At 68.9% G+C, this 24,576-nt stretch carries 25 protein-coding genes; all 25 read left to right on the top strand.

The genetic code is table 11. The features are described from left to right. Positions 1 to 16: 16 nt before the first annotated feature. The 25 genes from GXP74_RS31700 to GXP74_RS31580 all read left to right on the top strand — a co-directional run bounded on the left by GXP74_RS31700 (position 17) and on the right by GXP74_RS31580 (position 24,206). The gene (locus tag GXP74_RS31700; RefSeq protein WP_182454702.1) at positions 17 to 934 is read left to right on the top strand and encodes a P22 phage major capsid protein family protein; all 918 of its coding nucleotides are present in this window, start codon (positions 17 to 19) and stop codon (positions 932 to 934) included. After that, complete coding sequence (locus GXP74_RS31695) at positions 934 to 1,311, top strand: hypothetical protein (protein WP_182454701.1); 378 nt, start codon at positions 934 to 936, stop codon at positions 1,309 to 1,311. The genes GXP74_RS31700 and GXP74_RS31695 overlap by 1 nt, the downstream gene beginning before the upstream one ends. Before the next feature lie 95 nt (positions 1,312 to 1,406). Then, on the top strand, positions 1,407 to 1,631 hold the full coding sequence (locus GXP74_RS31690; protein ID WP_225448341.1) for a hypothetical protein: 225 nt from the start codon (positions 1,407 to 1,409) through the stop codon (positions 1,629 to 1,631). Position 1,632: 1 nt separating this feature from the next. Further along, the gene (locus GXP74_RS31685; RefSeq protein WP_182454699.1) at positions 1,633 to 1,917 is read left to right on the top strand and encodes a DUF5403 family protein; all 285 of its coding nucleotides are present in this window, start codon (positions 1,633 to 1,635) and stop codon (positions 1,915 to 1,917) included. Beyond that, positions 1,914 to 2,330 (top strand): hypothetical protein, encoded by a 417-nt coding sequence (locus GXP74_RS31680; RefSeq protein ID WP_182454698.1) that lies wholly within the window; start codon positions 1,914 to 1,916, stop codon positions 2,328 to 2,330. Before GXP74_RS31685 ends, GXP74_RS31680 begins: the two co-directional genes overlap by 4 nt. Before the next feature lie 29 nt (positions 2,331 to 2,359). Further along, complete coding sequence (locus GXP74_RS31675; RefSeq protein WP_182454697.1) at positions 2,360 to 2,920, top strand: hypothetical protein; 561 nt, start codon at positions 2,360 to 2,362, stop codon at positions 2,918 to 2,920. A 76-nt stretch (positions 2,921 to 2,996) separates the two neighbouring features. After that, positions 2,997 to 3,314: a hypothetical protein gene (locus GXP74_RS31670; protein ID WP_225448340.1), complete on the top strand. Its 318-nt coding sequence runs from the start codon at positions 2,997 to 2,999 to the stop codon at positions 3,312 to 3,314. Positions 3,315 to 3,433: 119 nt separating this feature from the next. Next, positions 3,434 to 3,679 (top strand): hypothetical protein, encoded by a 246-nt coding sequence (locus GXP74_RS31665; protein WP_182454695.1) that lies wholly within the window; start codon positions 3,434 to 3,436, stop codon positions 3,677 to 3,679. Positions 3,680 to 3,730: 51 nt separating this feature from the next. Next, positions 3,731 to 6,382, top strand: coding sequence for a hypothetical protein (locus GXP74_RS31660; protein WP_225448339.1), 2,652 nt, complete (start codon positions 3,731 to 3,733; stop codon positions 6,380 to 6,382). Between the two features lie 43 nt (positions 6,383 to 6,425). Beyond that, positions 6,426 to 7,772: a phage tail domain-containing protein gene (locus GXP74_RS31655; RefSeq protein ID WP_182454693.1), complete on the top strand. Its 1,347-nt coding sequence runs from the start codon at positions 6,426 to 6,428 to the stop codon at positions 7,770 to 7,772. Between the two features lie 71 nt (positions 7,773 to 7,843). Then, positions 7,844 to 8,911 (top strand): hypothetical protein, encoded by a 1,068-nt coding sequence (locus GXP74_RS31650; protein ID WP_182454692.1) that lies wholly within the window; start codon positions 7,844 to 7,846, stop codon positions 8,909 to 8,911. 18 nt (positions 8,912 to 8,929) lie between these two features. Beyond that, on the top strand, positions 8,930 to 10,705 hold the full coding sequence (locus GXP74_RS42350) for a poly-gamma-glutamate hydrolase family protein (RefSeq protein ID WP_182454691.1): 1,776 nt from the start codon (positions 8,930 to 8,932) through the stop codon (positions 10,703 to 10,705). Further along, positions 10,702 to 11,241 carry a hypothetical protein gene (locus GXP74_RS31640; protein WP_182454690.1) on the top strand — a complete coding sequence of 180 codons (540 nt, stop codon included), beginning with the start codon at positions 10,702 to 10,704 and terminating at the stop codon, positions 11,239 to 11,241. Before GXP74_RS42350 ends, GXP74_RS31640 begins: the two co-directional genes overlap by 4 nt. Continuing rightward, positions 11,238 to 11,474, top strand: coding sequence for a hypothetical protein (locus tag GXP74_RS31635; protein WP_182454689.1), 237 nt, complete (start codon positions 11,238 to 11,240; stop codon positions 11,472 to 11,474). The genes GXP74_RS31640 and GXP74_RS31635 overlap by 4 nt, the downstream gene beginning before the upstream one ends. A gap of 57 nt (positions 11,475 to 11,531) precedes the next feature. Then, complete coding sequence (locus GXP74_RS31630; RefSeq protein WP_182454688.1) at positions 11,532 to 13,493, top strand: polysaccharide deacetylase family protein; 1,962 nt, start codon at positions 11,532 to 11,534, stop codon at positions 13,491 to 13,493. 76 nt (positions 13,494 to 13,569) lie between these two features. Beyond that, positions 13,570 to 14,349, top strand: coding sequence for a peptidoglycan-binding protein (locus tag GXP74_RS31625; protein ID WP_225448338.1), 780 nt, complete (start codon positions 13,570 to 13,572; stop codon positions 14,347 to 14,349). Positions 14,350 to 14,472: 123 nt separating this feature from the next. Next, positions 14,473 to 14,670 carry a hypothetical protein gene (locus GXP74_RS31620; RefSeq protein ID WP_182454686.1) on the top strand — a complete coding sequence of 66 codons (198 nt, stop codon included), beginning with the start codon at positions 14,473 to 14,475 and terminating at the stop codon, positions 14,668 to 14,670. Between the two features lie 53 nt (positions 14,671 to 14,723). After that, a complete protein-coding gene (locus GXP74_RS31615) occupies positions 14,724 to 15,359 on the top strand; it encodes a hypothetical protein (RefSeq protein WP_182454685.1) in 636 nt (211 codons plus the stop codon). Between the two features lie 102 nt (positions 15,360 to 15,461). Beyond that, a complete protein-coding gene (locus tag GXP74_RS31610; RefSeq protein WP_182454684.1) occupies positions 15,462 to 16,634 on the top strand; it encodes a hypothetical protein in 1,173 nt (390 codons plus the stop codon). A gap of 376 nt (positions 16,635 to 17,010) precedes the next feature. Continuing rightward, complete coding sequence (locus GXP74_RS31605; RefSeq protein ID WP_182454683.1) at positions 17,011 to 17,847, top strand: hypothetical protein; 837 nt, start codon at positions 17,011 to 17,013, stop codon at positions 17,845 to 17,847. A gap of 143 nt (positions 17,848 to 17,990) precedes the next feature. Then, entirely contained in the window at positions 17,991 to 18,689 is a 699-nt protein-coding gene (locus GXP74_RS31600) for a hypothetical protein (protein ID WP_182454682.1), read from the top strand. A gap of 101 nt (positions 18,690 to 18,790) precedes the next feature. After that, positions 18,791 to 19,114, top strand: coding sequence for a hypothetical protein (locus tag GXP74_RS31595; protein ID WP_225448337.1), 324 nt, complete (start codon positions 18,791 to 18,793; stop codon positions 19,112 to 19,114). 71 nt (positions 19,115 to 19,185) lie between these two features. Then, positions 19,186 to 19,722, top strand: a complete 537-nt coding sequence (locus GXP74_RS31590) for a hypothetical protein (RefSeq protein ID WP_182454681.1) — start codon at positions 19,186 to 19,188, stop codon at positions 19,720 to 19,722. Positions 19,723 to 19,845: 123 nt separating this feature from the next. Next, entirely contained in the window at positions 19,846 to 22,284 is a 2,439-nt protein-coding gene (locus GXP74_RS31585) for a phage/plasmid primase, P4 family (RefSeq protein WP_182454680.1), read from the top strand. A 74-nt stretch (positions 22,285 to 22,358) separates the two neighbouring features. Further along, a complete protein-coding gene (locus GXP74_RS31580) occupies positions 22,359 to 24,206 on the top strand; it encodes a DNA polymerase (RefSeq protein WP_182454679.1) in 1,848 nt (615 codons plus the stop codon). The last annotated feature ends 370 nt before the right edge of the window (positions 24,207 to 24,576 follow it).

Here is a 24,576-nt window from a genome sequence, read left to right as displayed (position 1 = left end):
AACCCTGTGAGGCACCATGGCGGGCACTGCCGCTAACACCTTCCTCAAGCCGGACGTCATCGCGTCCACCGCCCTCGGCCTGCTTGAGCGCGAACTCGTCCTCGGCAACCTGGTGTGGTCCGACGGCGCTTTCGACTTCGCTGGCGCGAAGAACGACACCGTGACCATCCGCATCCCGGCGCAGCTCACCGCGCGAGAGTACGACTGGCGCAACGACCGCTCGGCGGAAATCGTGCTGGACAACCTGGCCGAGGACTCCATCTCGGTCACCCTGAACAAGGACATCTACTCGGCCGTGAGCGTCACGGACGAGGAACTGACCCTGGACATCAAGGACTTCGGCTCTCAGGTTCTCTCGCCGCAGGTCAAGGCGGTTGCTACCGCGATCGATACCGGTGTGGCGTCCATGATCGAGGGCGCTACCTACGCGTCCACGGCCACCATGGACCCGGCTGACCCGTACTTCGGCATCATCGACGCCCGCGCGGCCCTCAACAAGGCGAACGTGGACGTCGGCGGCCGAAAGCTGCTGATCGGCTCGGACGTCGAGACCGCGCTTCTCAAGTCGAACCGGATCTCGAACGTCGCCAACTCCGGCTCGGACAGCGCACTTCGGGACGCGACCGTCGGTCGGCTGGCCGGGTTCGACCTGGTTGTGTCGAACGCCATCGCGCCCGGCGCTGCCTACGCGTTCACCCGGAGCGCGTTCGTGCTGGCCACCCGTGCCCCGGCGATCCCGCAGGGTGCCAGCTTCGGCGCTTCGCAGTCCTACAACGGCCTGTCGATGCGCTGGATCAAGGACTACGACAGCGCCCGTCTCCGGGACCGCTCGATCGTCAACATCTACGCCGGGTACAACGTCATGACCGACAAGGTCGGCGCGGCGAAGAAGCTCGTCCGCGCGGTCAAGCTGAACCTGGGCACGGGGGCCTGATGGCCGCCCCGCTGGCGGACGTTGACGCGCTGGCCACCCGGCTGGGCTGGTCGCTGGCGGGGCCGGATGCGGACGTGGCGGAGGCGGCTCTAGCGGACGCCTCCGCCCTTGTCCGGGCCGTCGCCGGTATGCCGTGGCTCGACGCCACCACGGCCCCGGACATCGCCGTGTCGGTCGTCCTGGCGGCTGCTGAGCGGCGCGTCCGGAACCCCGAGGGGTACCGCATGGAGATGCAGGGCTCGTATCAGTACCAGCTTCCGGCGTCGGCCCCGTCCGGCATCGGGCTGACGTCCGATGAGACGCGGATGATCCGCGCCGCTGCGGGTATCGGGGGCCTGTTTCAGGTGCCCGTGGCCAGCCTCGGGGGGAGCCTGTGAGCCTGCTCTCTCGCCTGCCGGACGTGGCAACTGTCTACCCGACGGTGCCCGTTGATGACGGCTACGGGGGTGTCCTGCCGGGTGCAGGTGCACCCGTGGCCGTCGCCTGCCGGATTCAGCCGGCCGGGGCCGTCGAGCACCCCGAGGCGGGATACGTCGAGGACGTCAGGTACCAACTGATCGCCCCGGCGCTGCCTGCCGGACCGTGGTCCCGCGTCGAGTGGCGCGGGGAGGTCTGGGCCGTCGAGGGGGAGCCGCAGCGCTGGCCCGGCCCCCGTCGACTGGCGTACGACGTCGCAACTATCAAACGCCGGGGGTGACATGGCCGCTGTACTGCATCCGAACCTAGTCCGCATCACGGCGGGCATGCGTGAGGTGAAGGACGAGGTCAAGACCGAGTTGCGCGAACGCGCGGCCCGGGTTCAGGCCGTGGTCGATCTGCACGTCCGCACGGGCGCGCTGGCGTCCCATACGAAGGTCGAGATTCACACGGTTGACTCGACCGTGGTCATCTCCGACCCGGACGTGTTGGCGATCAACTACGGCCACCGCGCGCCGAACGGGACCTTCGTGCCCGGTATTCATGCGGTCGAGGCGGGGTTGTGACGGCCCCGCTGCCCGACGTCGAGTCCCTTGTTCATGCCGCACTGCGCGACGGCCTGCCGGGTGCAGCCGTGCGCGTCATGTGGCCTGCCGAGTGGGCCGACGTGCTGCCCCTGGTCGTGGCCCGCCGGGTGTCCGGTGTGGCCGTCCCCGGCCCCGGGCTCGACGTGGCCGTGATCGATGTCCAGTCGGCGGCCCCTACGCGCCCCGCTGCGGGGCTGCTGGCCCGCCAGGTGCGGCCTGCCCTGCTCGCAGCCGCACGGGCGCAGTACAGGGGTGCTGACGGCTATCTGGGGCACGTCGAGGAATCGGCTGGCCCGGTTGAGCTGCGTGCCGGAGTGCCGTCCCCGGGGTCGGACCTGTTCGTGTTCACCGCCACCTACCGAGTCACCGCCCGACCTACTCACGGTGAGTAGGTCCCCAACTCACGCTAGGAGGTGCCTTCGTGGCACTCATCGACTCCGCTGCCATCGTTGCCGCTGGCGGCTACATCTACATCGCTGACCCCGACACGGCCAAGCCCGCGAAGATCACCGATCCGCTGGTGCCCGGCATCGGCTGGGAGTCTATCGGCCACACGTCGGCGGATGACCTCCCGGAGTTCGGTCGAGACGGAACCGATGCGACCGTCAAGGGGAGTTGGCAGAACGCCAAGCTTCGCCAGACCACGCCGGACGTGACGTACAGCCTGACGTTCAAGTCGATCCAGGCGACCGCGCAGACCTACGGCCTGTACTTCGGTGCTGGGCCCGGGGCCGTGCAGACGGACAAGTCCTTCCGTATCCCGGCCGTTGCGACTCCGCAGGTAAAGGCCGTCCTGGTCATCCTGGTTGACGGGACCAACTTCGTTCCCCTCTGGCACCCGCGTGTCTCCCTTCTGGGCTCGGACGCTGTCGCCATGGCTACGGACGACTTCGTCAGCTTCCCGATTAAGGGCGTGATGCTGGGCTCCGCGTCCATTGGCAACGCCATCGGTGAGTGGGCGCAGGTTCTCCCCGCATCCTGACCGGCCCAGCTCCAAATTCCCCCGCTCGTAAGTGAAAGGCACCACCTTGTCTACCCCCCTGTCCTGCTCCGATCTGATGGCCGAGACTGAGGCCGAGTACACGGCGCTGCCGCTGGCGACCCGTGCCGGTGGCGTCGTCCACCTGCGGAACCTGCTGATGCTGTCGCCGGAAGGGCTCACCTCGGCCCGCGTCATTCTCGACGCCTTCGGCAACGGTGATGCCGACTTCGCCGCCATGCTGCCGCAGATGCGGGACCTGCTGCTTCTGATTAGCGACGGCCCGAAGGCCCTTGCTAAGGAAATGCAGGATTGGCCGCTGGGTATGTACGTCCGGGTTGTCGAGGCTTGGCAGGGGGCGACTCAGTCGGGGGAAGCGCAGGACTCGGCCAGCTGATAACTGACGGGCACGGCGCAGCACTTCGGGCCGACCTACAGAGGTTCTACGGGCTCGATCTTGCGGACGTCTGGCGGGGGACGCTGACGCCGCGCCGTGTCTGGTCGCTGACCGAGCACATGCCGGAAGAGTCCGCCCTCGGGGCGGCGCTGGCGGGGGGACCGGACCATCGGGGGTGGACGGTCCAGAGCTACCTACTCGCCCAACTGATCAACGCCGTCCGGGTGATGGATACCAACAACGTCCGGGTGGCCGGTGGGAAGATCCCGCCGCCGCAACCCGTCGAGGTGCCCGCGCTCCGGAAGAAGCGGCCCCGGCTCGACCTGTCCAACCATCCCCACGCACAGCAGATCGAGAGGGGGTGACCCATGGCCGGAAGTCCTGGCGGCCGGGAGGTCGGGCGGCTATCAATTCGCGTGCTGCCGAACACATCTGGGTTCGCCACACAGCTACAGCGGGACCTAGACCGGATCGAGCGCCGGGCACACATCAAGGTCAGCATCCTGCCGGACCTGGGGGAATTCTCCGCCCGGCTCCGCGCGGATCTCGACCGGGTTGCCGCCCGCGCCAAGCTGAAGGTTCAGGTGGTCCCGGACGTGACCCGCGCGTTCCGTACGGACCTGCGGGCGCGACTGTCAGCCAACATGCCGACCGTCGCGGTCAGTTTGAGGATCGCTCCGGGTGAGGTGATGCGGCTCCGTCGGGAGTTGGCGACCATCCGCCCTCCGCTGGTCGTGCCGGTGCACATGGACGTCAACTCGGCGGGAGTGCGCGACGCTCGCCGGGGCGTTGGCGCGCTGGCCGGTGACGCTGCCGGGGCAGAGCGCTCGTTCGCCGGACTCGTGGGAACCATCGGCAAGTTCGGCTCGATGGCCGGGGCGCTGCCGTCGCTGGCGGGGCTGGTCGGCAGTCTGGCGCAGATGGCTCCGGCTGCCGCTGTGGCGGTGCCCGCCATGCTGGCCATGGGGTCGGCCATGGCGACCATCAAGATCGGTACGTCGGGCGTCTCGGACGCTCTTAAGGGCGACGCCGACGCGATGGCCGCCCTTGCTCCGGCGGCGCAGCAGTTCGTCAAGGCGACGCAGGCCCTTGGCCCGGCGTGGCACGCCGTGCAGCAGTCCCTACAGGCTCGCCTGTTCGCCGGGCTCGGCGACTCCATGACGACCATGGCGACGGCCGCCATCCCGGCACTGAACACGGGCTTGGGGGCGACGGCGGCGAGCTTGAACGCCATGGCGCGCTCAACGGCCGGCGCGGTGACCGAGCTGGCCAAGACGGGCCAACTGTCTTCTGTCCTGGGGAAGGTCGGCACATCGCTGGCCAACCTGAAGGACGTCCCCGGCAAGGTCCTCGCGGGCGTCGTCGCCATTGGCAACGCTGCGGCCCCGGCCTTCGACAAGCTGACGGCCGGTGTCGGCAAGGGCGTCGACGCCCTGTCAGCCAAGCTGTCGGGGATGTTCGCCTCCGGCGCGATGACCGGCACCATCAACGCAGCCGTGGCACTGGTGCAGCAGTTCGCCGGGACCATCGGCAACATCCTCCGGACGGTCGGCAACGTCTTCGGCCCCGCAGTCACGGCCGGGTCCGGGTTCCTCTCCGTCCTGTCGCAACTGACCGCCACAGCCGCACGGTTGACGGCCACGCCGCAGGCACAGGCGACCTTCACGGCGTTGTTCACAACGCTGGCCGCCATCGGTCACGTCGTGTCCGGCGTCCTGGGCGCTGCCCTGGCCGCGCTGCTGCCGCTGCTGTCCGCCGTGGTCCAGGCGCTGGCCGGGCCGCTCCAGTCAGCCGTAGCCGTGATCGGTCCGGCCCTGTCCAAGCTGGCCGGCCAACTGGGCGCAGCGCTGGCCCCCGTGGTCGCGTCCCTGTCCTCGGCGCTAGCCGTACTGCTGCCGATCGTCGCCACCCTCGTTGCCCAACTCGCTGGCGCGCTAGGGCCGGTGCTCGTCCAGGTCGGCGGGCTGATAGGCCAGATCGTCACGTTGGTGATGGGCGCGCTTGGCCCGATTCTGGCACAACTGCCGTCCCTGCTAGCTCCGTTGCTTCTGGTAGCGGCGCAACTGATTGGCATTGTCGTCAAGTTGGCGTCGCAGTTGCTCACTGCCTTGACTCCGGCGCTGACCAAGATTGGCGCCGCTTTCGGCCAACTGCTCGTTGCCACGGCCCCGTTGCTCCAGTCACTCGGTCAGCTGGTCGTCGCGCTGCTTAGCGCGCTGATGCCGGTCCTGCTGCCGATCATCTCGCTGATCGGCCAACTTGCGTCGATCTTGGCGGGCGTGCTGGCGAAGTACATCACTTCGTTTGTGGTGCCCGCGCTGACGGCCGTAACGGACCTGCTGTCGGGGAACTTCTCCGGGGCGTGGTCGGCTGCGAAGCAGGCCGTCTCCGGCTGGTTCTCGTTCATGGCCGGGGTGTTCGGCAAGCTCGGCGGCATCGTCGCGCACGGCGTCAACGAGGCCATTTCCTGGCTCGCCGGGATGGGTGCGCGCGGGCTCTCTGCGCTGGTGACGTTCGGTTCCTACGTCAAGAACAAGGCAACCGAGGCCGCTAGTTCGCTGGGCAACGCCATCGGCCACGGCGTCACGTCGGCCGTGTCCTGGTTGGCCGGGCTCCCGGGCCGCGCACTGTCTGCCGTGGGCAATCTGGGCTCGACGCTGATGCACGCCGGAGCGTCCCTGCTCGACGGGTTCATTTCCGGCATCACGTCCAAGGTCGGCGAGTTGAAGTCCACCCTGGGCAACATCACTTCCAAGCTCACGGATTGGAAGGGGCCTGCCCCGCTCGACGCCCGAATCCTGACGCCCAACGGCAAGTTGGTCATGCGGGGGTTCATGAAGGGCATCAAGAGCCAGGTGCCCACGCTGCGAGCGCAGTTGAGCGGCATCACTACCGACCTGCCCCGCTGGGTCGGCGCGTCGGCGGTCTACTCGCCGGCCGAACCCGTTGCCGTCGGCGCACGGGCAACTGCCGCTCCGGCGGTGCGGATTGACAACTTCCACGCTGGCGCGATGACGCCCGCACAGGTGGCCCGCGAGCTTGCGTGGCAGATGAAAGCGAGGGGCTGATGTCGGCAACCGCTGACCTACTCACCGTGAGTAGGTGCGACCCATGGCGCTAGATGATCTGATCACGCAGGACGGGCAGATGCAGTGGCGGGGCGTCCTGCTCGGCGAGGGGACGCCCTATGCGGGCGTCTCGCTCTCCGGGTGGGACGACCTCCCCGACCTGGACAGTTCGACCGTGGCCATGCCCTCTCTCTCGGGGGCGTGGCCCGGCGCGCTGCTGGCCTCAACCCGCACCCTGCAATGGGACTTCGAGGTGACGGCGGACTCGCTCGGCCAGCTTCCGGCGGTGCTCGACGTGCTGCGGCAGGCGACGACCGTGCGGCAGTCCGAGAGTTGGCTTGCCGTGCAGCTTGCCGGGTGCCGTCGAGTGATGCGCGGGCGCGTCGTGCGGCGCGCGCTGTCGGCGGACCGGGCGTACACCCGGGGCGACCCCGTCGGGTCACTGGTCTGGGAGTGCAGCGACCCGCGCCGCTATGACCCGATGGCGCAGAGCGTCGCCACCACGCTGCCGACTCCGGAGCCCGGCATTGACTGGGGCACGGACGGCAGTGAGGCGGTGCAGATGCTCGCCCCGGCACAGGCTGCGGGCCTGGGGTCGACGGCGTCCAACTGGTACAACCAGCAGGGCGGAACGATGTCGCTGGGCTCCGGCGGGGCGCTCTACTACACCGTCGGAGCGGCGTCCATCACGGCCCCGGCTCAGCTTGTGTGGGCCAACTCCGCCGTCCCGAGCCCGAACCGATTCCCGATTGCCCCCGGGCAGACGGCGCAGTTCGTGGCCTACAGCGGAGTTGGTGCGACCGGCGCTCAATTGCTGCTGCTGTGGCTCGACTCGACGGGCACGTTCATCAGTTCGACCGTCGGCGACGGAGTGTCGGTCACCGGCACGGCCCCGCCCACGGCCGCGTATGCCCGGCCTGTGATGCAGTGGGCGGCCGTGCCTTCCCCGGCGCGGGTGCTGGTCGGCCGGACGGCGCTGTTCGTGTCGGCCCCGCTGGCTTCGGGCCTGGTGGACCCGTACGACTGGGGCACCCCCGGGGCGTCCGGCGACATGACGGCGTGGAACTTCGGGGACGCCCCGGCGCACCCGGTGATCACCATCACTGGGCCGGTGACAATGCCTTCGGTTCGGAACGTGGCGACCGGGGAGCGACTTGAGTACAACGTGCCTTTGTCGGCTGACGACTCACTAGTTATAGATACGTACGCAGGCACGGTCACCCTTAACGGGACCGCCTCACGGCTCTACGCCGCGACGACGCGCAGCGTGCCCGAAGCCGGGTTCACGCTGACCCCCGGTGCTACCTCGCTCGCCTTCCGAGGCACGGGTGTTGGGGGCGTCGGCACCACGGCGTCCGCATCCCTCACGTGGCGGTCGGCGTACTGGTGAGCCCCCTCCCTGATTCTCGCCCCCTTCGGCCGGCCGAGGGGGGTTCGTTGTGACTACTGACAGGAGATCAGATGCGTAGCGGATGGCTACTCAACCGGGACTCGCCCGGCGGCGGGCAGTCGCGCCAGGACACCCGCGTCGTGCCGATCGGCACGTACCAGCCGAACGGCCCGCTGTCGTCGCGAGGGGGCTGCCTGCCGTCCCCGGGGACGTTCCCTCTGACGGCCGGGTCCGGTGCGATGCAGTGCACCATCGGCTACGGCCGGGCGCTCATCATGGGGGCCGGGGCGAGTCAGGGTGCCTACCCCGTAGCTCAGGACACTGTCGAGACGCTGACCATTGCCGACGGGGACGCCACGTACCCCCGTATCGACGCGATCATGGTCCGCGTCTACGACAGCGCGTTCGACTCGTCCGGCCGGTACCAGGCCGCCCTAGAGATCGTGCAGGGCACACCCGCCGCGCAGCCGGTCGCGCCGGTCGCCAGCAACACAGCGGAAAAGCTCTACGAAGTGTCCGTGCCCGCTGGGGCGTCGGCCGGGAACGGCGGCATCAACTGGACCACGGGCGTTGCCGATCGACGGCGCTACACGGTCGGCCTGGGCGGCATCACGCCGTCTGGCTGGGGGAACAGTTGGGCCGGGGTCTACGCCGGGCAGTACCGGGACAACAATGGCGTGCTTGAGCGCTGGGACGGGTCCGCGTCTTGGGTGCCCTATCTCGACGGCAACGCCGAGGGTGCGTGGACCACCTACACGCCGACGTGGTCCGGGCTGACGGCCCTGGGGGCGTCTGTGAGTCGTGGGCGGTACCGAAAGGTTGGCCGCACGGTGGACGCCGTCGGCGTACTGGAATGGGGCTCCGGATCGAGCCTCGGCACGGGCAACGTCACCGCGAGTCTGCCCGTGGCCGCTCTGGCGGCCGGTGGCTGGCTCGGCTGGGAGGGCTCGGGGAAGTTCCGCCAGGCGGATTCGCTCTGGCGGCCGGTGTCCACGTTTGTCGAGCCGAGTGCTACCACCGTCGCTCTGTGGGCTCCGAACGCGTCGCATCAGTACGTCTCCGTTGGCACCGCCGGGTACACGTGGTCCAACTCCACGTGCCACATGCGGTTTCAGGTCCGCTACGAGACGGCCAGCTAGAAAGGGGTGCCGCTCAACATGGCGGACACGTACACCAATTGGGCGGCCCTCGCCGCCGCGAAGGTCGAGAACGTCGACTACCGGCGGGAGGTTCGCCGGACGTCGTCGCGTGTCTCGCACATCGCCATCCATGGTGGTGCGATCGAGGCGGGCACGTCCGAGCTGGCGTCCGCCGTCGCGTCGGCCACGGGCGGCACGTACGCCGCGCTGGTCGGTATCCAGTCGGCGAATAACACTCAGTTGCACATCACGTCCACTCGGTTCGATGAGCCGCTGACGGTCGATGTGCAGCGCTACGCGGCCCGCACCGTCTCCTACCATGGCCTGTCCGGCACGGACCTGGTGACGCACCTGGGCGGCGGGGACGCCGACCTTAAGGCGCGCATCGGGCAGGCGCTCACGGCGGCCGGGTTCGCCGTCGACTGGCAGACGTCCGAGGACGTCAACGGCAACGACCCGTTGAACATCACCAACCGCAACGCGTCCGGCATGGGCGTGCAGTTGGAGATGACGGCGGCGCTGCGGGCATCGTTCTTCCCGAACGGGGACACGTCCCGCAAGATGCGCGAGTCGGGCCAGCGGACCCCGGCGTTCGCCGCCTACGTGGACGCTGTCGTGTCCGTGGTCGGCCCGCTCGACTCGGTCCCGCTGGTGCCCGGCGACGGCGCGCCGGACGGCCAGGGCGACGGCGACCCGGTCCAACCGGCCGCTTACCGCGTCGTGTTCGCCGACCTGCTGACTGACCGCGTGATCGACATCCTGCAAGTGGCCGGGCTCACGTTCGACACGTGGATAGGCAAGACAGGCACCCTGGGCGGCTCTCTGCCGGTCCCGGATGCCGACATGGCCCGCCGGGTCCGGGCCGCCACCGTCCCGGGCCGTACGGCCGTCTGGGTCGAGCGAGCGGGGGCCGTGTGGTGGGGCGGCATCCTCTGGACGGCGACGCCGTCGAGCGACGCGCGCGGGGCCGTCAAGGTCGACATCCAGGCGGGCAGCTTCGAAAGCTACTTTGACCACCGGCTCATCTTCGCCGACCAGACGTTCACGCAGGCCGATCAGTTCACCATCGCGCGGAGCCTGTTCCGCTACGCGGCAGCGCAGCCCGGCGGTGACATCGGCATCCAACTCGACGCCGCGCGCTCCGGCGTACTCCGGGACCGGACGTACAGCCGGTTTGACCTGCCTGTGGTCCGGGACCTGCTTGACCAACTTGCAGCCGTCGAGGGCGGGTTCGAGTGGCGGATCTCGACGTACCACGACCCGGCGTCTGGCCGGCGGACCAAGGCTCTGCAACTCGGGTACCCCGTCATCCGGACCGGCGACGCCCCGATCATGCTGACGCACCCCGGCAACGTCGTCTCCTACTCCTGGCCGACGGATGCAACCGGCATGGCTACGGCGTGGCAGTCGCGCGGCTCGACGGACACACAGAGCACGACGGGCGACTCCGTCCCGCTGATGTCCGGCGTCTACATGACCACGGCGACGGCGGCGGGCTGGCCCCGGCTCGACGGGTCGAGTGACTACAACTCCGTGAACCAGCTGCCGACGCTGAACGCGCACGCGCGGGCCGACCTGGCGGCGGCTGCGGCCCCGGTGGCGATCCCGGCCGTGACGGTCCGGCCGGACGGGCAGATCAGTCCGGCGCTGCTGGGGGCACCGGTCCGGCTCCGCGTCCGGGACGTCTGGTACCCGGACGGCCACGACGCGACTTACCGCGTCGTCGGCATGGCCGTGACCGCCGCAACGCGCGGGACGGCAGAGAGCGCAGAAATCTACCTAGAGGCGGTATGACGATGGCCACCGTGCCGCAGGACTACAGCGACCGAATCCGGCGACTTGAGGCGGCCGTCCGGGAGTTGTCCGGGAGCAAGGGCGGGGCGGTCGTCGCGTCGCTGCCGTTCCCGGCGCTCCGGCCGCAGGACTCGACTACGTGGCCGTCCACCACGGCAACCGCGTGGACGACGATCTACCAGTGCAGCGGGCTTGTTCAACTGCCCAACCTGCAAGCCGCGATCACCTTCGGGGCGACCGTCGGCGGCTCGGTCCAGGTGCTAGTCAACGGCGTCCCTGTCGGCACCGCTGCCAGCGTCTCCGGCACCGCGCTGACGTTCGGCATGTGCGCATTCTCGGCCCCCATGGGGCTCGACTACGGGGACACGGCGACCATCACCGTGCAGGCACTCGCCGCCAGCGGTGGCCGGGTGTACGTCTCGCCGGGGGCGCTCTACAACGTGCCCGACTCGCCGCAGGTGGACGACACCACGCCGGACGGCACCGTAGACGCGACTGACCCGATCCTCATGGCTGTTGAGGAGACTCCGCAGTGAGTGACCCCCTGGGAGTGACCATCAGCGCCCGCGAGATTTACGACGAAATCGTGGGCCTCCGGGAGGACGTCCGCTCGCTGACGCAGGCCAGTGAGGCCGTAACGGCCCGACAGCAGGACCACGAAGAGCGCATTCGCGCGCTTGAGCGCTGGCGCTACGCGCTGCCCGTCGCCGCTGTGACGTCCCTCGGCGCGCTGGCGATCGAGGGTGCCCGTGCCCTCGGCCACAACTGATGACCTACTCACCGTGAGTAAGTCCCGTGAGGAGATCCCTTGCCCGACGCAATACGCATGATCCTTGTCCGTGGCCGGTACCGGGCGCTCGACAACATCACGCCCCTTGCGGGCTACGTGCTGTTCACGCCGCCCGCGCTGCTGACCTTCCCCGGCTCGGATGTGATCCTGGCCGGTGCGGTCAAGGCGACGCTGGACGAGACGGGCGCGTTTACCGTCCTGCTGCCCGCCACGGACGCCGCAGGCATGAACCCGACCGGATGGACCTACACCGTTCGGGAGGCGCTTACAGGTGCGCACGGACGCCCCCCGTACGCCATCGCGCTGCCGTCGGACGGCCCGGACGAGGTCGAGCTATCCGACATCGCTCCGGCGAACCCGAGCACCCCGACATACGTAGCCGTCCCCGGCCCCGCCGGTCCGGCCGGTGTCCCCGGTCCCGCCGGACCCGTCGGCCCCGCGTCCACAGTCCCCGGCCCCGCCGGTCCAGTTGGGCCGGCCGGTGCCGCATCGACCGTGCCCGTCCCGAAGGGTGACCCCGGCACTCCTGGTGCCCCCGGCGCTGCGGGAGCTGACTCGACCGTGCCCGGCCCCGCCGGGCCGACCGGCCCCGCAGGTCCCCAGGGCAGCCCCGGCCCCGACGGCAACCCGTCCACGGTGCCCGGCCCCGCCGGTCCCGCTGGCCCGCCCGGTCCTGCCCCCGACGTGTCCACGCTCGTCCCGCTGTCGGCCCTGCCCGTCCCGGGGGCCGCACTCGCGCCGACGCTCCGGCTGCCTGCCCGGCGTCAGCCGGTGACCGTGCTCACCAACATGCAGCCGGGGCACGGCTTCACCATGGATTCCGGCGGGCCGTCCGGTGGCGTGGCGACGCTCAACGACACGACCGACTACGTGTCCGGCACGCAGGCCGCGAAGATCACGACCGGCGGCACGGCCGCGACGACGTACCTGTCCCGTACGGGACTTCCGGCCGCCGACGCAACCGCGAAGGTGCTGCGGGTCCGCCTCAAGGTGGACGACATCACGGCGATGAGCGCGTTGAACGTCTACCTCGGCAACGGCGGTACCTGGGCCAACTACTACAAGTGGGCCGTCTCCGGGACGGCGCAGGGCAGCAACTTCGTTACGTCGGGGGAGTGGCTGACGGTCACGCTGTCCTGGCACGACGCCACCGTGACGGGCACGCCGACCCGCAACGCGCTTACTGACGTGCGGTTCCACGTGATCGATGTCGGCGGCGGGGCGAAGGCCGCCCTGCACGTGCAGTCCGTCGAGTTGGTCCCCGACGGGTCCGCCGTGTTCCCATCCGGCGTCGTCTCGTTCTGCTTCGATGACTCGTACGCCTCGGCCGTCGCGCTGGCCAAGCCCCTGCTCGACGCACGCGGGTGGGCCGCCTCGGCGTTCACCATCCAAGACATGCTCGACGGGTCCGGTCGCCTGTCGCTGGCGGACCTGTACCGGCTGCAAGACCTGTACGGGTGGGACGTTGCCGGGCACACGATGCACGACGCGACCCACGGCCTGAGCTTCACGGGGGTCACGGCGGATGCGCTCGATGCGGACCTGCGGGCCGAGAAAGCGTGGCTGCGGGCGGTCGGGCTCCGAGGGGCCGACGGCACGGCCTACCCACTGGGTCAGTACGGGCTGACGACCGACGGGCAGTCGACTACGTCCGTCGTCCGCCGGTTCTTCAACTACGCCCGCACGACGCACAGTCGGACCAAGGAGACGTACCCGCCGGCCGACCCGTACCGGCTCCGCTCGATCTCGTCCATCTCGACGTACGCCGGGGCCTACCAGCCGTCCGGGCTGACCACAGCGGGCACGGGCGACGTCGCCAAGGCTGCGGCGAACGCCAGTTGGCTAATCCTGACGTTCCACGAACTCATCCCCGACGCTGCCACCCCCGCGAACGCCGGGCAGTGCCGCGTGTCCGACTTCGCTGCGATCGTCGCCGCCGTCGCCTCGGCGGGCATGGCCGTGATGCCGGTGGCGGACGTGCTCCGCTACGGCGGATGACGCCTGCCACTCACTAGATAACTACGTAGGGCCGTCCGGGACTTCCGGGCGGCCCTTCAGCATGAAGGGAACACACATGGCTCGATTCGCTGGCGCATCCTGGCGTCCCGTACGCAACTTCACCGCCGGGGGGCAGGACTCCGTTCACGGCGTCGTGATCCACATCATGGACGGCACCCTTGCGGGCTCCGAGGCGTGGTTCAACAACCCTTCCTCGCAGGCTTCGGCGCACTTCGGCACCGGCAAGGCCGGGGCGCTGTACCAGTGGGTCGACACCGCTGACCGGGCATGGGCGCAGGCCGGGGGCAACCGGACGTGGCTGAGCATCGAGAACGAGGGCAAGGGGGGCGACTCGCTCACCGACCCGCAGATGCAGCACTGCGCCGAGGTGCTGGCGTGGGCGCACAAGACGTACGGTGTCCCGCTCCAGACCACAACTGACCCGAACGGCAAGGGCCTTGGATTTCATGGCATGGGTGGCGCCGCATGGGGTGGGCACACGTCCTGCCCCGGCGCGAACGTCGTTGCTCAGCTTCCGGAGATCGTCCGGCGGGCCAAGGCCATTGCCGGTGACCCGGCCCCGGCCAAGCCCGCTGCCCCGGCTCCGGCCTACGAGCCGTTCCCCGGAGCGGCGTTCTTCCGGAAGTCGCCCAAGTCGCCGATCATCACGGCCATGGGCAAGCGGCTCGTTGCCGTCGGGTGCTCGGCGTACAAGTCCGGCCCCGGCGCACAGTGGACGTCCGCCGATCAGGCGTCCTACGCCAAGTGGCAGTACAAGCAGGGCTATCGGGGCGCTGCCGCCGACGGCATCCCCGGTAGCGCGACCTGGGCGGCGCTCAAGGTTCCGAAGGTCTGACAGCGCGTCACAATTACTCTCCGTATATCCCGCGGGGGTCCGTCACGTCCGCTTCTGCCCAAGATAGTGGCTTGCCGGCCTCGCCTCAGTCGTCACAATCCGTAGTACCTGAAAGGTAGTCACATGGACTTCGTTCGTGCCCATGCAGCCCGCATCTACGCCGTGGTCGTCGCCGCGCTGGCGCTGGTCGCCCACTATGCCCCGGGTATCCCGGTGGAGCTGGTGCTTACCGTCGTCGCTGCCGTGCTCGGTACCGGTGAGCTGGTCCAGCGGGTGAACTACACCCCGACCACCGTCGAGCCCGCCGACGCGGGGGAGTGAGCTGACGACTCGCTAGGAGGGGTGCGACAGCACGCCACCTATGAAGGGTCGCCATGCCGCACCACATCGCACTCATGGGCCGGGCGCGCAGCGGGAAGGACTCCGTTGCCGCCCGGCTCCAGTCGGCTCACGGCTACACCCCGGTCGCGTTCGCCGCGCCGCTGAAAGACGCCGCGCTCCGGCTCGACCCCATCGTGAGCGTCGAATCGGCCGGCTGCGCGTATCTCGACGTCCGCCTGTCCGACGTCGTCCGGCGCTGGGGATGGGACGGTGCGAAGGAGCGCGTCCCCGAGGTGCGTCGCACCCTGCAACGGTTCGGGCAGGGCGTGCGGGACCTCACCCCGGACTATTGGCTCCGGCGGGCGCTCGACCTGGTCGCCGAGGCCGACCGCTGGAATATGCCCGTGGTCATCACGGACTGCCGGTATCTCAACGAGGCAACCGCCCTGCGTGACAGGGGATTTATTCTCGTCCGCGTCGAACGGCCGTTCAGTCCACGGAAGTTGACGGGCGTGCAGCATCAGAGCGAGACCGAGCTTGACGACTATCCTGCCGACCGAGTCATCCGCAATACCGGCACCCTTGCCGATCTAGCGGCCCAAGCTGACGCCCTGGCCTGCCCCGACTGCCCCCACTGTGCCGCTGGCATGGGGGGGCTTTCGTGTCTTCCGGGGACCTACTCACCGTGAGTAGGTCGGCCGGGAAGCTCTCGGAAACGCTTGCGCGCCAAGTTCCGCATCCGCTACGTTCGTCAATGTACGGTTTTTCAAGCAACGACGAAGGAGAGCAACATGGCCACCGCCAAGAAGGCCGCCCCCGCCGCGAAGAGGCAGACCGCAGAGGAGAAGGTCAAGGCTGCCTACGCGGCCATCGCCAACGTTGAGCAGGCCAACGCTGGGGGCGACGCGGAAGCGGCGGCTACGTGGGCCGCCGAGGCTGCGCGGCTGATCAAGACGATCCCGGTGGCACAGCGCGAGGCGGTCACCTTGGCGCTTGGGGAGGTGCAGGCCGCTGCCCCGGCCGTCGCCGAGGACGCGGCCCCCGCCGGGGATGCCGAGGCTGATGCTACGGAGAGTAGCGAGCTGGTTACGGTTGCGGACACGACCGACTATGCGGCCGTTGCAGGTATGCCGGAGCTGATTGAGGCGGGCGCGGCGAAGATCGCTGAGGGTGCCAAGCAGTTTGCCGCTGGCAACACCCTGGCCCGCGAGATTGCGTCCATCCTGGTGGACGCCCGCGTGCACCTGATCCACAACGGAGCGCCGGACCTTAAGGCCGTCGGCAACCCGGCGAAGATGACCAGCCGGGCCATGTTCATCTCGGCTCTTGAGCAGTCGGAGGACCGTAGCGAGGACACCCGGACGGCCTACGAGAAGTTGCAGAAGGCTGTGCAGAACGTCATCCCGGATGTCCTGGTCGACTACGTCCGGGCGCTGGACCACAGCCCGGAAGAGGTCGAGGAACACTTCGCTGCCGCCGTTGCCGCGCACCCGGACCTGACCCCGTCCGAGGCCGTGTTCACCTACCACGACCTTCCCCGGAAGGGCCGCGCCGAGCTGATGCGGGAAGCCCGCGCGGCAAAGAAGCTGATCGCGCTGGAGGAAGCCGCCGCCGAGGCGGAGCGGAAGGCACTGGCGGGCACGTTCGAGGACAAGAAGGAGGGCGCGGCCGTGGTCGCCGCGCTGGCGGCCGTCGAGGGCGAGCGCGTCTCGTTCGACCCGGAGGCCGAGGACGACCAGGACGACCAGGGCGGAGCGGACGACAGCGGCGACGCTGGCGACGACGGCGACGACAAGGGGGAGAGCACGCCCCGTGCGTTCAACAACTTGGAGAAGATCACGGAGCTGATCGAGAAGCTGACCGGGAACGCCCCGAAGGTCAAGGGGGATGTCCAGCGCAAGGCGCTCCGCGCGGACATGCAGAAGGCCGCTGACGCGCTGGCAGCGCTCCGGCTGACCATCTGACCTACCGCTCTACCCGCGCCCCCGTCTGGCCCTTCGGCCGGCCGGGGGCGCTTTCGCGTCTGCGCGCCCGTGTGCGGCCCGCTGGCCCGCCCTCGGCCCCTCGGTCCGGCGTGGCCGCCGCAGGACGGCAGTCGGGCATACAGGGGCGATCAGCGGTGCAGAGCCGCATCCCTGACGGATTGACGTTTCAGACCTACTTTTCTGTTTCCCGTAAGAAAACCTATAGGCAAGCCGAATCCGACCCCCGATTCGTCAGTCCGTCAGCCGTGCCCCCTTGGCGGCCCCTGGCGGCCCCTCTGCACCGTCGGCGACCCTCGGCCGGGCTCACGGCCCACTAGAGCCATGTGACAGCCCGCACAGCCCGAAGGGGGCACACATGGCCGGTACCGTCCGCACCATCCAGCGCGGTGGTTCGCGCTTCTACATCGACCCGGAGAACCCGGCGATCAAGTACCCCGGGGTGACGTCTATTCTCGGCATGCTGCCGAAGCCGTTCCTGGCCTACTGGCAGGCCAAGATGGTTGCTGAGCTGGCCGTCGACAGCCTGCCGTTCGTGCAGCAGATGGCCGACCGTGACCGCGCCGGGGCCGTCGACTACCTAAAGGGCGCTGCCCGCCGCTACACCAACATCCGTGCCGACATCGGTAGTCAGGCCCACGACCTGTTCGAGCGGATGATCCGTGGCGAGTATGTCGGCCGGGTCCACCCGGACATCGAGCCGTACCGGGTGCACTTCGCTGAGTTCCTGGACCGGGTGCAGCCGACCCTCATACGCGCCGAAGACGTCGCGTGGAGCGACACGCACAAGTACGCCGGAAGCTTCGACGGCATCCTGTCGGTCCGCCTCGGCGAGGACGGCAAGCCGGACCAGCAGGGCGAGGACGCGCAGATCATGTGCGACTGGAAGACGTCCAAGTCGACGTACCCGGACGTGGCCCTACAGATGTCCGCGTACTCCCACGCTGACCGGATCATCACGGCCGACGGCACGGCGCTGCCCATGCCCAAGCTCGACGGCGCGGCCGTCCTGCACATCACCCCCGACCAGTGGGCGTTCAAGCCCGTGCGCGCCGATCAGGAGATTTTCGATGTCTTCCTGACGCTGCGGCGCGTCTTCGACTGGGACCGCGAGACCTCAAAGACCGTCATCGGTCGGGCCATTGCGCAGAGCGCGGGCCGTCTGGTGACCGGCACCGAGCGCCGCGCGAAGTAGGCATTCGACTCGCTAGAGCCGAGTAAGGGGGCGAGCGGGTGTAATGCCCGGCCCACAGCGGAAGCGGCGCAGTTGCGCCCCCGCCTCACGGCCGATACCCGCCCGCTCGTCCCTCCCTAACTGACTCCAGGAGAGACGCACTTATGGCCATGCGCATTTTCGAGACCGACCCCGACGCGAAGCCGAAGACCCGCAGCACGTTCGCGGACGACACCGTCGGCCGGGTCCACTCCGGCAAGGCCGTCGACAACATGCCGGTGTCGCTTGAGAACTGGCGCTTCTCGACCGGTGACCGGGAGGTCGCCGATGCCGTCGCGCAGCTGTTCGGCGGACGCCCGGTCGAGACGGAGTCGACGTCTGAGAACTACATCGACATCGAGACTGACGCGCCGTCGGTCCTGGTCGTGCTCGACGGCCCCGGGGCGATCTACTCGGACATGAAGCTCTGGAACCGCAACCAGCTCGTTCACCACTGCGACGGGGTCGAGTTCCTGAGTCCGGACGAGGACAAGGGGATGCGCTGCGGCTGCCCCGCCACGCTGGCCGAGCGCAAGGAACGCGCTAAGCGCTTCGCTGGCCCGAAGCCCGCCATCAGCGTGACCTTCCGCCTCGCCGAGGATTACGACCTAGGCAAGTTCCGTTTCCAGAGCGGCGCGTGGACCCTCGCCGAGGTGCTGCACGAAGCCGAAGAGGCCCTGTCCCGCGTCGAGGGTGAGGCGCTGGCCAGCCTCACGCTTGAGCTGGTCGAGTACACCACCAAGGCGGGCCGGTTCGTGTCGTACCGGAAGCCCGTGATCAAGGTTCTCAAGTCGTACAACTCGGCTGTGGCCGATGAGCGCTGAGCGCTGCGACTACTCCGCCGCGTGGCTGCGGACCGTGTCTGACGACGTGGTCCGCGCCCCGCTGTGGGACGTGCCCACGGAGTATCGGGCCGCTGTGATCCATGAGCGCCGCCGCCGGTTCGGCGTTGACGACGAAGACGGGAGCATCCCCCTTGGGTAAGCGCGGAATTATCACGGACTACGCGGGTGAGGAACTTTATCCAGGGGACCTGGTGGCCTACGCGGCCCGGCAGGGCAACAGGGTGAGGGTCACGGACGCCGTGATCCTCAAGGTGACTACTTCGCTTGAGGGCGGCCGACTTCGGCCCATGCTCAAAGTGAGCCCGACGGGCACTGAGAGCGGGTTCACTGCCCGCCGATCCCTTCGCGCCGAGTGGATCAGTGCGGAACACGTCCGCCTGATTCAGCCCGGCGTCGCCGACTAGTCCGACCCCCATGGGCCGGACCTACTCACCGTGAGTAGGTCCGGCCCTCTTTGTGTTCCCGAAAGGACCACATGAGCAACCCGAACAAGGCGCGCGGCACCGCGTGGGAATCCGCCGTGCGCGACTACCTCAATGAGGAGTTGGGGCTGTATCACCCGCGAGACTGGCGTACCCGGGACGCCGTAACGCCGTTCCTGCGGCCGGCCGATCCGATGAACATCCGCCGTGCGGCGCAAGAGGGTGTGCGGGACGTGGGGGACGTGCACGCCGTGCCGTTCGTGCTGGAGTGCAAGGACGTCAAGGCTCCGGCGGTCCCGGCATGGCTGCGGCAGGCCCACGTCGAGGCGAAGCACGCCGGGTACCCGTACGGCATCGCGGTGCACAAGACGCGGGGGAAGGGCGCTCGCGCTGGCCGGGTGTTCTTCGCCGTGCGCACGTGGACCCGCGTCCGCCTGATCCTCGGCCTGACGGCCCGACAGATGGTCGAGCGGTACGCCTTCAGCCCCTCGCTGCGGAGTCTGGATACCGGCCGCTGGTACCTGTCCACGGACGTCGAGGCGTTCGCCGCGCTGCTGGCCGACGTGCGGGCCGTTGACTACTGGGAGTGATCAAAGCCCCGAGGCTGGCAAGCCGCCAATGCTGACAGAAGCGGACATGTCGGACCCCCGCGGGATGTACAGAGAGTAACCAGGCTTTCGACTCACTCACGACTGGTGAGAGGAGGCCACACCATGACGCTTACAGATTTGCTGGCCAAGTTCGGGGACGTGTCCGAGGTTCAGGACGGGGGGTACCTCGCGCTGTGCCCGGCTCATCCGGACTCGCGCCCCTCGCTCCGCATCTGGCGGGGCGACGACGGCAAGGCACGGCTCACCTGCCGCGCCGGGTGCTCGACGGCCGACGTCATCGCTGCCGTCGGGCTCGACTGGTCCGCGCTGTTCAACGTGACCGGCGACGGCCGCGTAGTCCCGTCCGGTCGCCCCGCGCTGGTCGGCCCCGCGCCGCTCGCCGCGCTGGCCGCCTACGTGGACGCAACGGCCCTTGCGCTGACCGACTATGACAGCGACGTCGCCAAGCGGGCGCGCGGCTACCTGCTCGACCGCTTCGGCCTGCGCGAGGGTGACGCGTCCGAACTGCTGATCGGGGTGGACGCGCCGGGCGTGCCGTGCCCGCCGATGCCGTACCTGTCCCGGGCGTTCACCAGCTACCCGCGCGTCACCGTGCCCCTGCTCGGGTTCGACGGCCAGCCGCGCGGGTTGCAGGGGCGGGACCTTTCGGGCAACTGCCCCGGCCGGTGGCTGTCGTTGAGCAATCCGCAGGGGCACCACTGGGCCGCCTACGGCGTGTTCAGGGGGCAGGGCGGCTACGGGGTAACCATCGTGACCGAGGGGCCGGGGGACGGGCTCACCGTCGCCGCCGTCGGCTATGACGCCGTGGCCGTCCGGGGCGCGTCGCTGGTCGCCTCGCCGGAGCTGGTGGCCGAGCTGGCGGCCGGGCTCCGGGGGACGCAGGTCATCATTGCTGGCGACGCCGACCGGGCCGGGCGGGGGTTCGTCTCGGCGCTGGCGGCCGGTCTGTCCGCGCACGGCATCCGGCCCTACGCGCTGGCGCTGCCGGACGGGGCCGAGGACGTCACAGCGTGGCGCGAGTCCGACCCGCACGGGTTCGCCCTGTCCCTGCACCGCGCCGTCAAGTCGGCCCGCCCCGTTGAGGATGAGGAGACGGCCAAGGCATCGGCCCTGTCGGCGGAGCTGACCGCCCGCACCGGCACCGACACCGTGTCCAAGGCCGAGGGCGACGAAGCGGGCCGCATCCTGGCCGGGCTGGTCGCCCGCTACGGCGAGTCCGACGCCATGAACGCTCACGCGTTGGTGAGTTGGACAGCCGGCCGAATCAAGTACGCGCCGGGGCTGGGCTACTACGTGTGGACCGGCCGTGTGTGGGAGAAGTCCCGCGTCAAGGTGCGCCAGGAGATTCACCGCATGGGCGCTGCGCTGGTGCTGGCGGGGAAGACCACGGAGGCCCGTGGCTTCACCATGACCAGCCGGATTGACGCGCTGATGACCGAGCTACAGTCCGTGCCCGGAGTGCACGTGGACGCTGCCGAGTTCGACGCCCGCCCGGACGCGCTGACCTTCCGCAACGGCACGGTGGACCTGCGCTCTGGCGCACTGCGCCAGCACAGCCAACACGACATGCTGACCTACTGCGTTGACTTGGACTATCGGCCGGACGCGCAGTGCCCGCGCTGGGAGTCCTTCCTCGCCGAGGTGTTCCCCGCTCATCCCGAACTGCCTGACTACATGCGCCGGTTGATCGGCTACGGCATCACGGGGCACACCAGTGAGCAGTGTTTCGGCGTGTTGTGGGGCAAGGGCGCGAATGGAAAATCGGTCTTTACGGACACGCTTACGGCGGTCTTCCGGGCTATCAGCAAGACGACGCCGTTCCAGACGTTCGAGGAAAAGCCGAGCGGCGGAATCCCCAACGATGTTGCGGCGCTCAGGGGTTCGCGTCTCGTCCTGGCCTCCGAGGGCGAGTCCGGCAAGCCCATGTCCGAGGGCGTGCTCAAGCGCGTGACCGGCAAGGACGTCATTGCCGCGCGGTTCCTCCGGCAAGAGTTCTTCGAGTTCAAGCCGTCGTTCCTGCTGCTGCTGGCGACCAACCACAAGCCTCGGTTCCGGGGGCAGGACGAGGGTCTGTGGCGTCGAGTGAAGATGATCCCTTTCCAGCGGTGGTTCGCACCGCATGAGCGGGATCACCGGCTCGACATGCGGCTGTTGGCCGAGGCGGAGGGCATTGCCGCATGGGCCGTGCGAGGGGCCGTCGAGTGGCACCGGGAAGGGCTCGCCGATCCGTCCGTCATCACGGCCGCTGGGCGGGCGTACCGGGAGACCAGTGATGCCCTAGCGGGCTTCCTGCCGGGCGTACTTGAGCGCGCTGGGGATGAGCACGTCCTGAACGGCTCCGAGGCATTCAGTGCCTATTTGGACTGGTGCGAGGCGGAGAACCTGCCGAGTCGTGAGCGCTGGACCCGCCGGGCGTTCTACGACGCCATGGAGGAACGCGGACTACAGCGCCGGAAGACCGAGCGCGGCATTGCCCTCGTTGGCGTCCGCCGTGCCGACGCGTCGCCGGACGCCCCGGGGCCGGGCATTTTCGCCCGATAACCCGCGCCGCCACCCCAGTTGATCACGGGGGCCTACTCACGATGAGTAGGTCCCCTTTTGCATGAGAAGAGACCATGCTCACCTATCGGCACACCATTGCGGGGGACCTGGTCACGGTTCATGTCCCGCAGGACCGCGACGACTTGGACCTGTTCGCCGCATGGCTCACGGAGGCCGACCGGCGCGGCCCGATCGCGCTCGACACGGAGACGACCGGGCTCGATATCTACTCGCCTGGGTACCGGCTCCGGCTGGTCCAGTTCGGCGACGCCGATACGGCGTGGGTCATCCCCTGGGAGTGGGGCGGCATGTTCGCCGAGGCCGTCCGGGCGGCGCTGCGGCGCATCCGCCGACTGCTCATCCATAACGCCATGTTCGATTGGCTGGTCCTGGACCGGCATGCCAGGGTGCCGCTGGAATGGCTCGCCCCGCGCACGACGGACACGAAGATCCTGGCCGCGCTGATCGACCCGCGCCAGCCGCAGGAGGGAGGCATAGGCACCGGCCTGAAACCCTTGTCGGCCTACTGGGTTGACCGTCTCGCGCCGGACACTCAGGCCGGGCTGACGGCGGTCTTCCGGAGCCTCGGCCTGACCAAAGAGACGGGCTGGGCGGGCATCCCGCTGACGGAGCCCACCTATCTCCTGTACGCCGGGCTCGACGTCATCCTGACCGCGCGAATAGAGCCGATCGAGCGGCGCGAGTTGTCCCGCCTCGGCGTGCGCCGCGAACTGTCGGACTACGAACATGAGTTGGCGCGCATCTGTGCCGTGATGCAGCGCCGGGGGATCGTGCTCGACGTCGAGCACACGCGACGGCTGGACGATGCCCTAGCGGCCGAGGCGGAGGAGTTCGCCGCCGAGGCGGCCCGCTACGGCGTCGACAACGTCAACTCCACTGCGCAGGTCGCCGATGCACTGGCGGGCATGGGGGAGTCGCTGACCGAGACGACCGCAAGCGGGGCCGTCAAGGTCGACAAGGCCGTCCTGCTGGGGATGGCTGACATGTCGCTCCAGTGGGAGCCGTTGGGGGTGCGGACCCCCAACCCCCTTGCTACGGCGGTCCTCCGGGCCAAGCGGGCATCCAAGTGGCGGACCACGTACGCGAGTACGTTCCTGGACACCGTCGACGCAGCCGGCCGAATCCACCCGATGATCAACACGCTTCAAGCGCGCACCGGCCGCATGTCCATCACTCGCCCGGCGTTGCAGACGCTTCCGTCGTCCGACCAGATGATCCGGCGCTGCCTGCTGGCGGACGAGGACGAGGTTATGATCTCGGCCGACTTTGCGGCCGTCGAGATGCGCGTCTTGGCCGCGCTGGCGGACGTCAAGCGGATGCAGGAGGCGATCCTAGGGGGGCGTGACCTGCACGACTTCACCGCCGCCATGGTGTTCGGTCCCAACTTCACCAAGGCACAACGGAAGTTGGCGAAGGGGATCGGCTTCGGGAAGGTGTACGGCGGCGGGGCCGACACCATCCAGCGGCAGACCGGTGCCCCGATGGCGGAGGTCCGGGAGGCGCTGGCCGCGTATGACCGGGTGTACCCGGAGATCAAGAGGGCGTCCGCGCGCTGGCAGCGTGAGGCGCGCGCTACCGGCATGGTCCACCTGAGCGCGACCGGCCGACGGCTGCCGCTCGACCGGGACCGGACGTACGCCGTGACGAACTACGCGTGTCAGTCGACGGCCCGTGACGTCTTGGGGCAGGCCATGATCAACATGGACGAGGCCGGGCTCACGGAGTATCTGCGCCTGCCGATCCATGACGAGGTGTTGGCCAGCGTGCCCGCCGACCGGGCCGAAGAGATCGCCCGGGAGATCGAGCGCTGCATGCGCTTCCCGCTGTACGGCGTCCCGATCGACGCCGAGGCCGAGATTGGCGGCCGTTCCTGGGGCTCTCTGTACGGGGCCGACTACTGACCGTGCACCTACTCACGTGAGTAGGTGTGGAATGGATCACAGGGGACCTACTCACCGTGAGTAGGTCCCCTGTTTTCGTTCTTCAGGGTCTCTCCGTCATCACGCCAGGGTTACGAAGATCAATAAATGCGGCTCGCCTCTCATTCCAAGGGATGAGAGGGGAATCCGCCTTTGGTCCAGATTTACAACCCTGGATCACGCCGTGGTTTCCATGTCCGATCAACGGTTGAGACCCCTTCGCCGATCTGCCTAAGTTGCTCCGGCAACGACAGGCCAAAGCGCTTTGCCCCGTCCGACGCACACATCCCGGACGGGGTCAGTTCTCTGGCCTCAACCATGTGTGGCCCACGTCACAACGGCCTTAGCGCGC

Source organism: Streptacidiphilus sp. P02-A3a (genome assembly GCF_014084105.1).
GTDB lineage: Bacteria > Actinomycetota > Actinomycetes > Streptomycetales > Streptomycetaceae > Streptacidiphilus.
The sequence above is the reverse complement of the archived record's forward strand: the minus strand, read 5'-3'. Positions and strand labels throughout refer to the sequence as shown.

Coding starts and splice junctions, on each gene's coding strand:
- GXP74_RS31615 (WP_182454685.1), top strand. CDS start 14,724: ATGCCGCACCACATCGCACTCATGGGCCGGGCGCGCAGCGGGAAGGAC.
- GXP74_RS31665 (WP_182454695.1), top strand. CDS start 3,434: ATGCCGGAAGAGTCCGCCCTCGGGGCGGCGCTGGCGGGGGGACCGGAC.
- GXP74_RS31685 (WP_182454699.1), top strand. CDS start 1,633: ATGGCCGCTGTACTGCATCCGAACCTAGTCCGCATCACGGCGGGCATG.
- GXP74_RS31700 (WP_182454702.1), top strand. CDS start 17: ATGGCGGGCACTGCCGCTAACACCTTCCTCAAGCCGGACGTCATCGCG.
- GXP74_RS31650 (WP_182454692.1), top strand. CDS start 7,844: ATGCGTAGCGGATGGCTACTCAACCGGGACTCGCCCGGCGGCGGGCAG.
- GXP74_RS31620 (WP_182454686.1), top strand. CDS start 14,473: ATGGACTTCGTTCGTGCCCATGCAGCCCGCATCTACGCCGTGGTCGTC.
- GXP74_RS31600 (WP_182454682.1), top strand. CDS start 17,991: ATGGCCATGCGCATTTTCGAGACCGACCCCGACGCGAAGCCGAAGACC.
- GXP74_RS31640 (WP_182454690.1), top strand. CDS start 10,702: ATGACGATGGCCACCGTGCCGCAGGACTACAGCGACCGAATCCGGCGA.
- GXP74_RS31595 (WP_225448337.1), top strand. CDS start 18,791: ATGAGCGCCGCCGCCGGTTCGGCGTTGACGACGAAGACGGGAGCATCC.
- GXP74_RS31670 (WP_225448340.1), top strand. CDS start 2,997: ATGGCCGAGACTGAGGCCGAGTACACGGCGCTGCCGCTGGCGACCCGT.
- GXP74_RS42350 (WP_182454691.1), top strand. CDS start 8,930: ATGGCGGACACGTACACCAATTGGGCGGCCCTCGCCGCCGCGAAGGTC.
- GXP74_RS31610 (WP_182454684.1), top strand. CDS start 15,462: ATGGCCACCGCCAAGAAGGCCGCCCCCGCCGCGAAGAGGCAGACCGCA.
- GXP74_RS31655 (WP_182454693.1), top strand. CDS start 6,426: ATGGCGCTAGATGATCTGATCACGCAGGACGGGCAGATGCAGTGGCGG.
- GXP74_RS31625 (WP_225448338.1), top strand. CDS start 13,570: ATGGCTCGATTCGCTGGCGCATCCTGGCGTCCCGTACGCAACTTCACC.
- GXP74_RS31605 (WP_182454683.1), top strand. CDS start 17,011: ATGGCCGGTACCGTCCGCACCATCCAGCGCGGTGGTTCGCGCTTCTAC.
- GXP74_RS31590 (WP_182454681.1), top strand. CDS start 19,186: ATGAGCAACCCGAACAAGGCGCGCGGCACCGCGTGGGAATCCGCCGTG.
- GXP74_RS31630 (WP_182454688.1), top strand. CDS start 11,532: ATGATCCTTGTCCGTGGCCGGTACCGGGCGCTCGACAACATCACGCCC.
- GXP74_RS31585 (WP_182454680.1), top strand. CDS start 19,846: ATGACGCTTACAGATTTGCTGGCCAAGTTCGGGGACGTGTCCGAGGTT.
- GXP74_RS31695 (WP_182454701.1), top strand. CDS start 934: ATGGCCGCCCCGCTGGCGGACGTTGACGCGCTGGCCACCCGGCTGGGC.
- GXP74_RS31580 (WP_182454679.1), top strand. CDS start 22,359: ATGCTCACCTATCGGCACACCATTGCGGGGGACCTGGTCACGGTTCAT.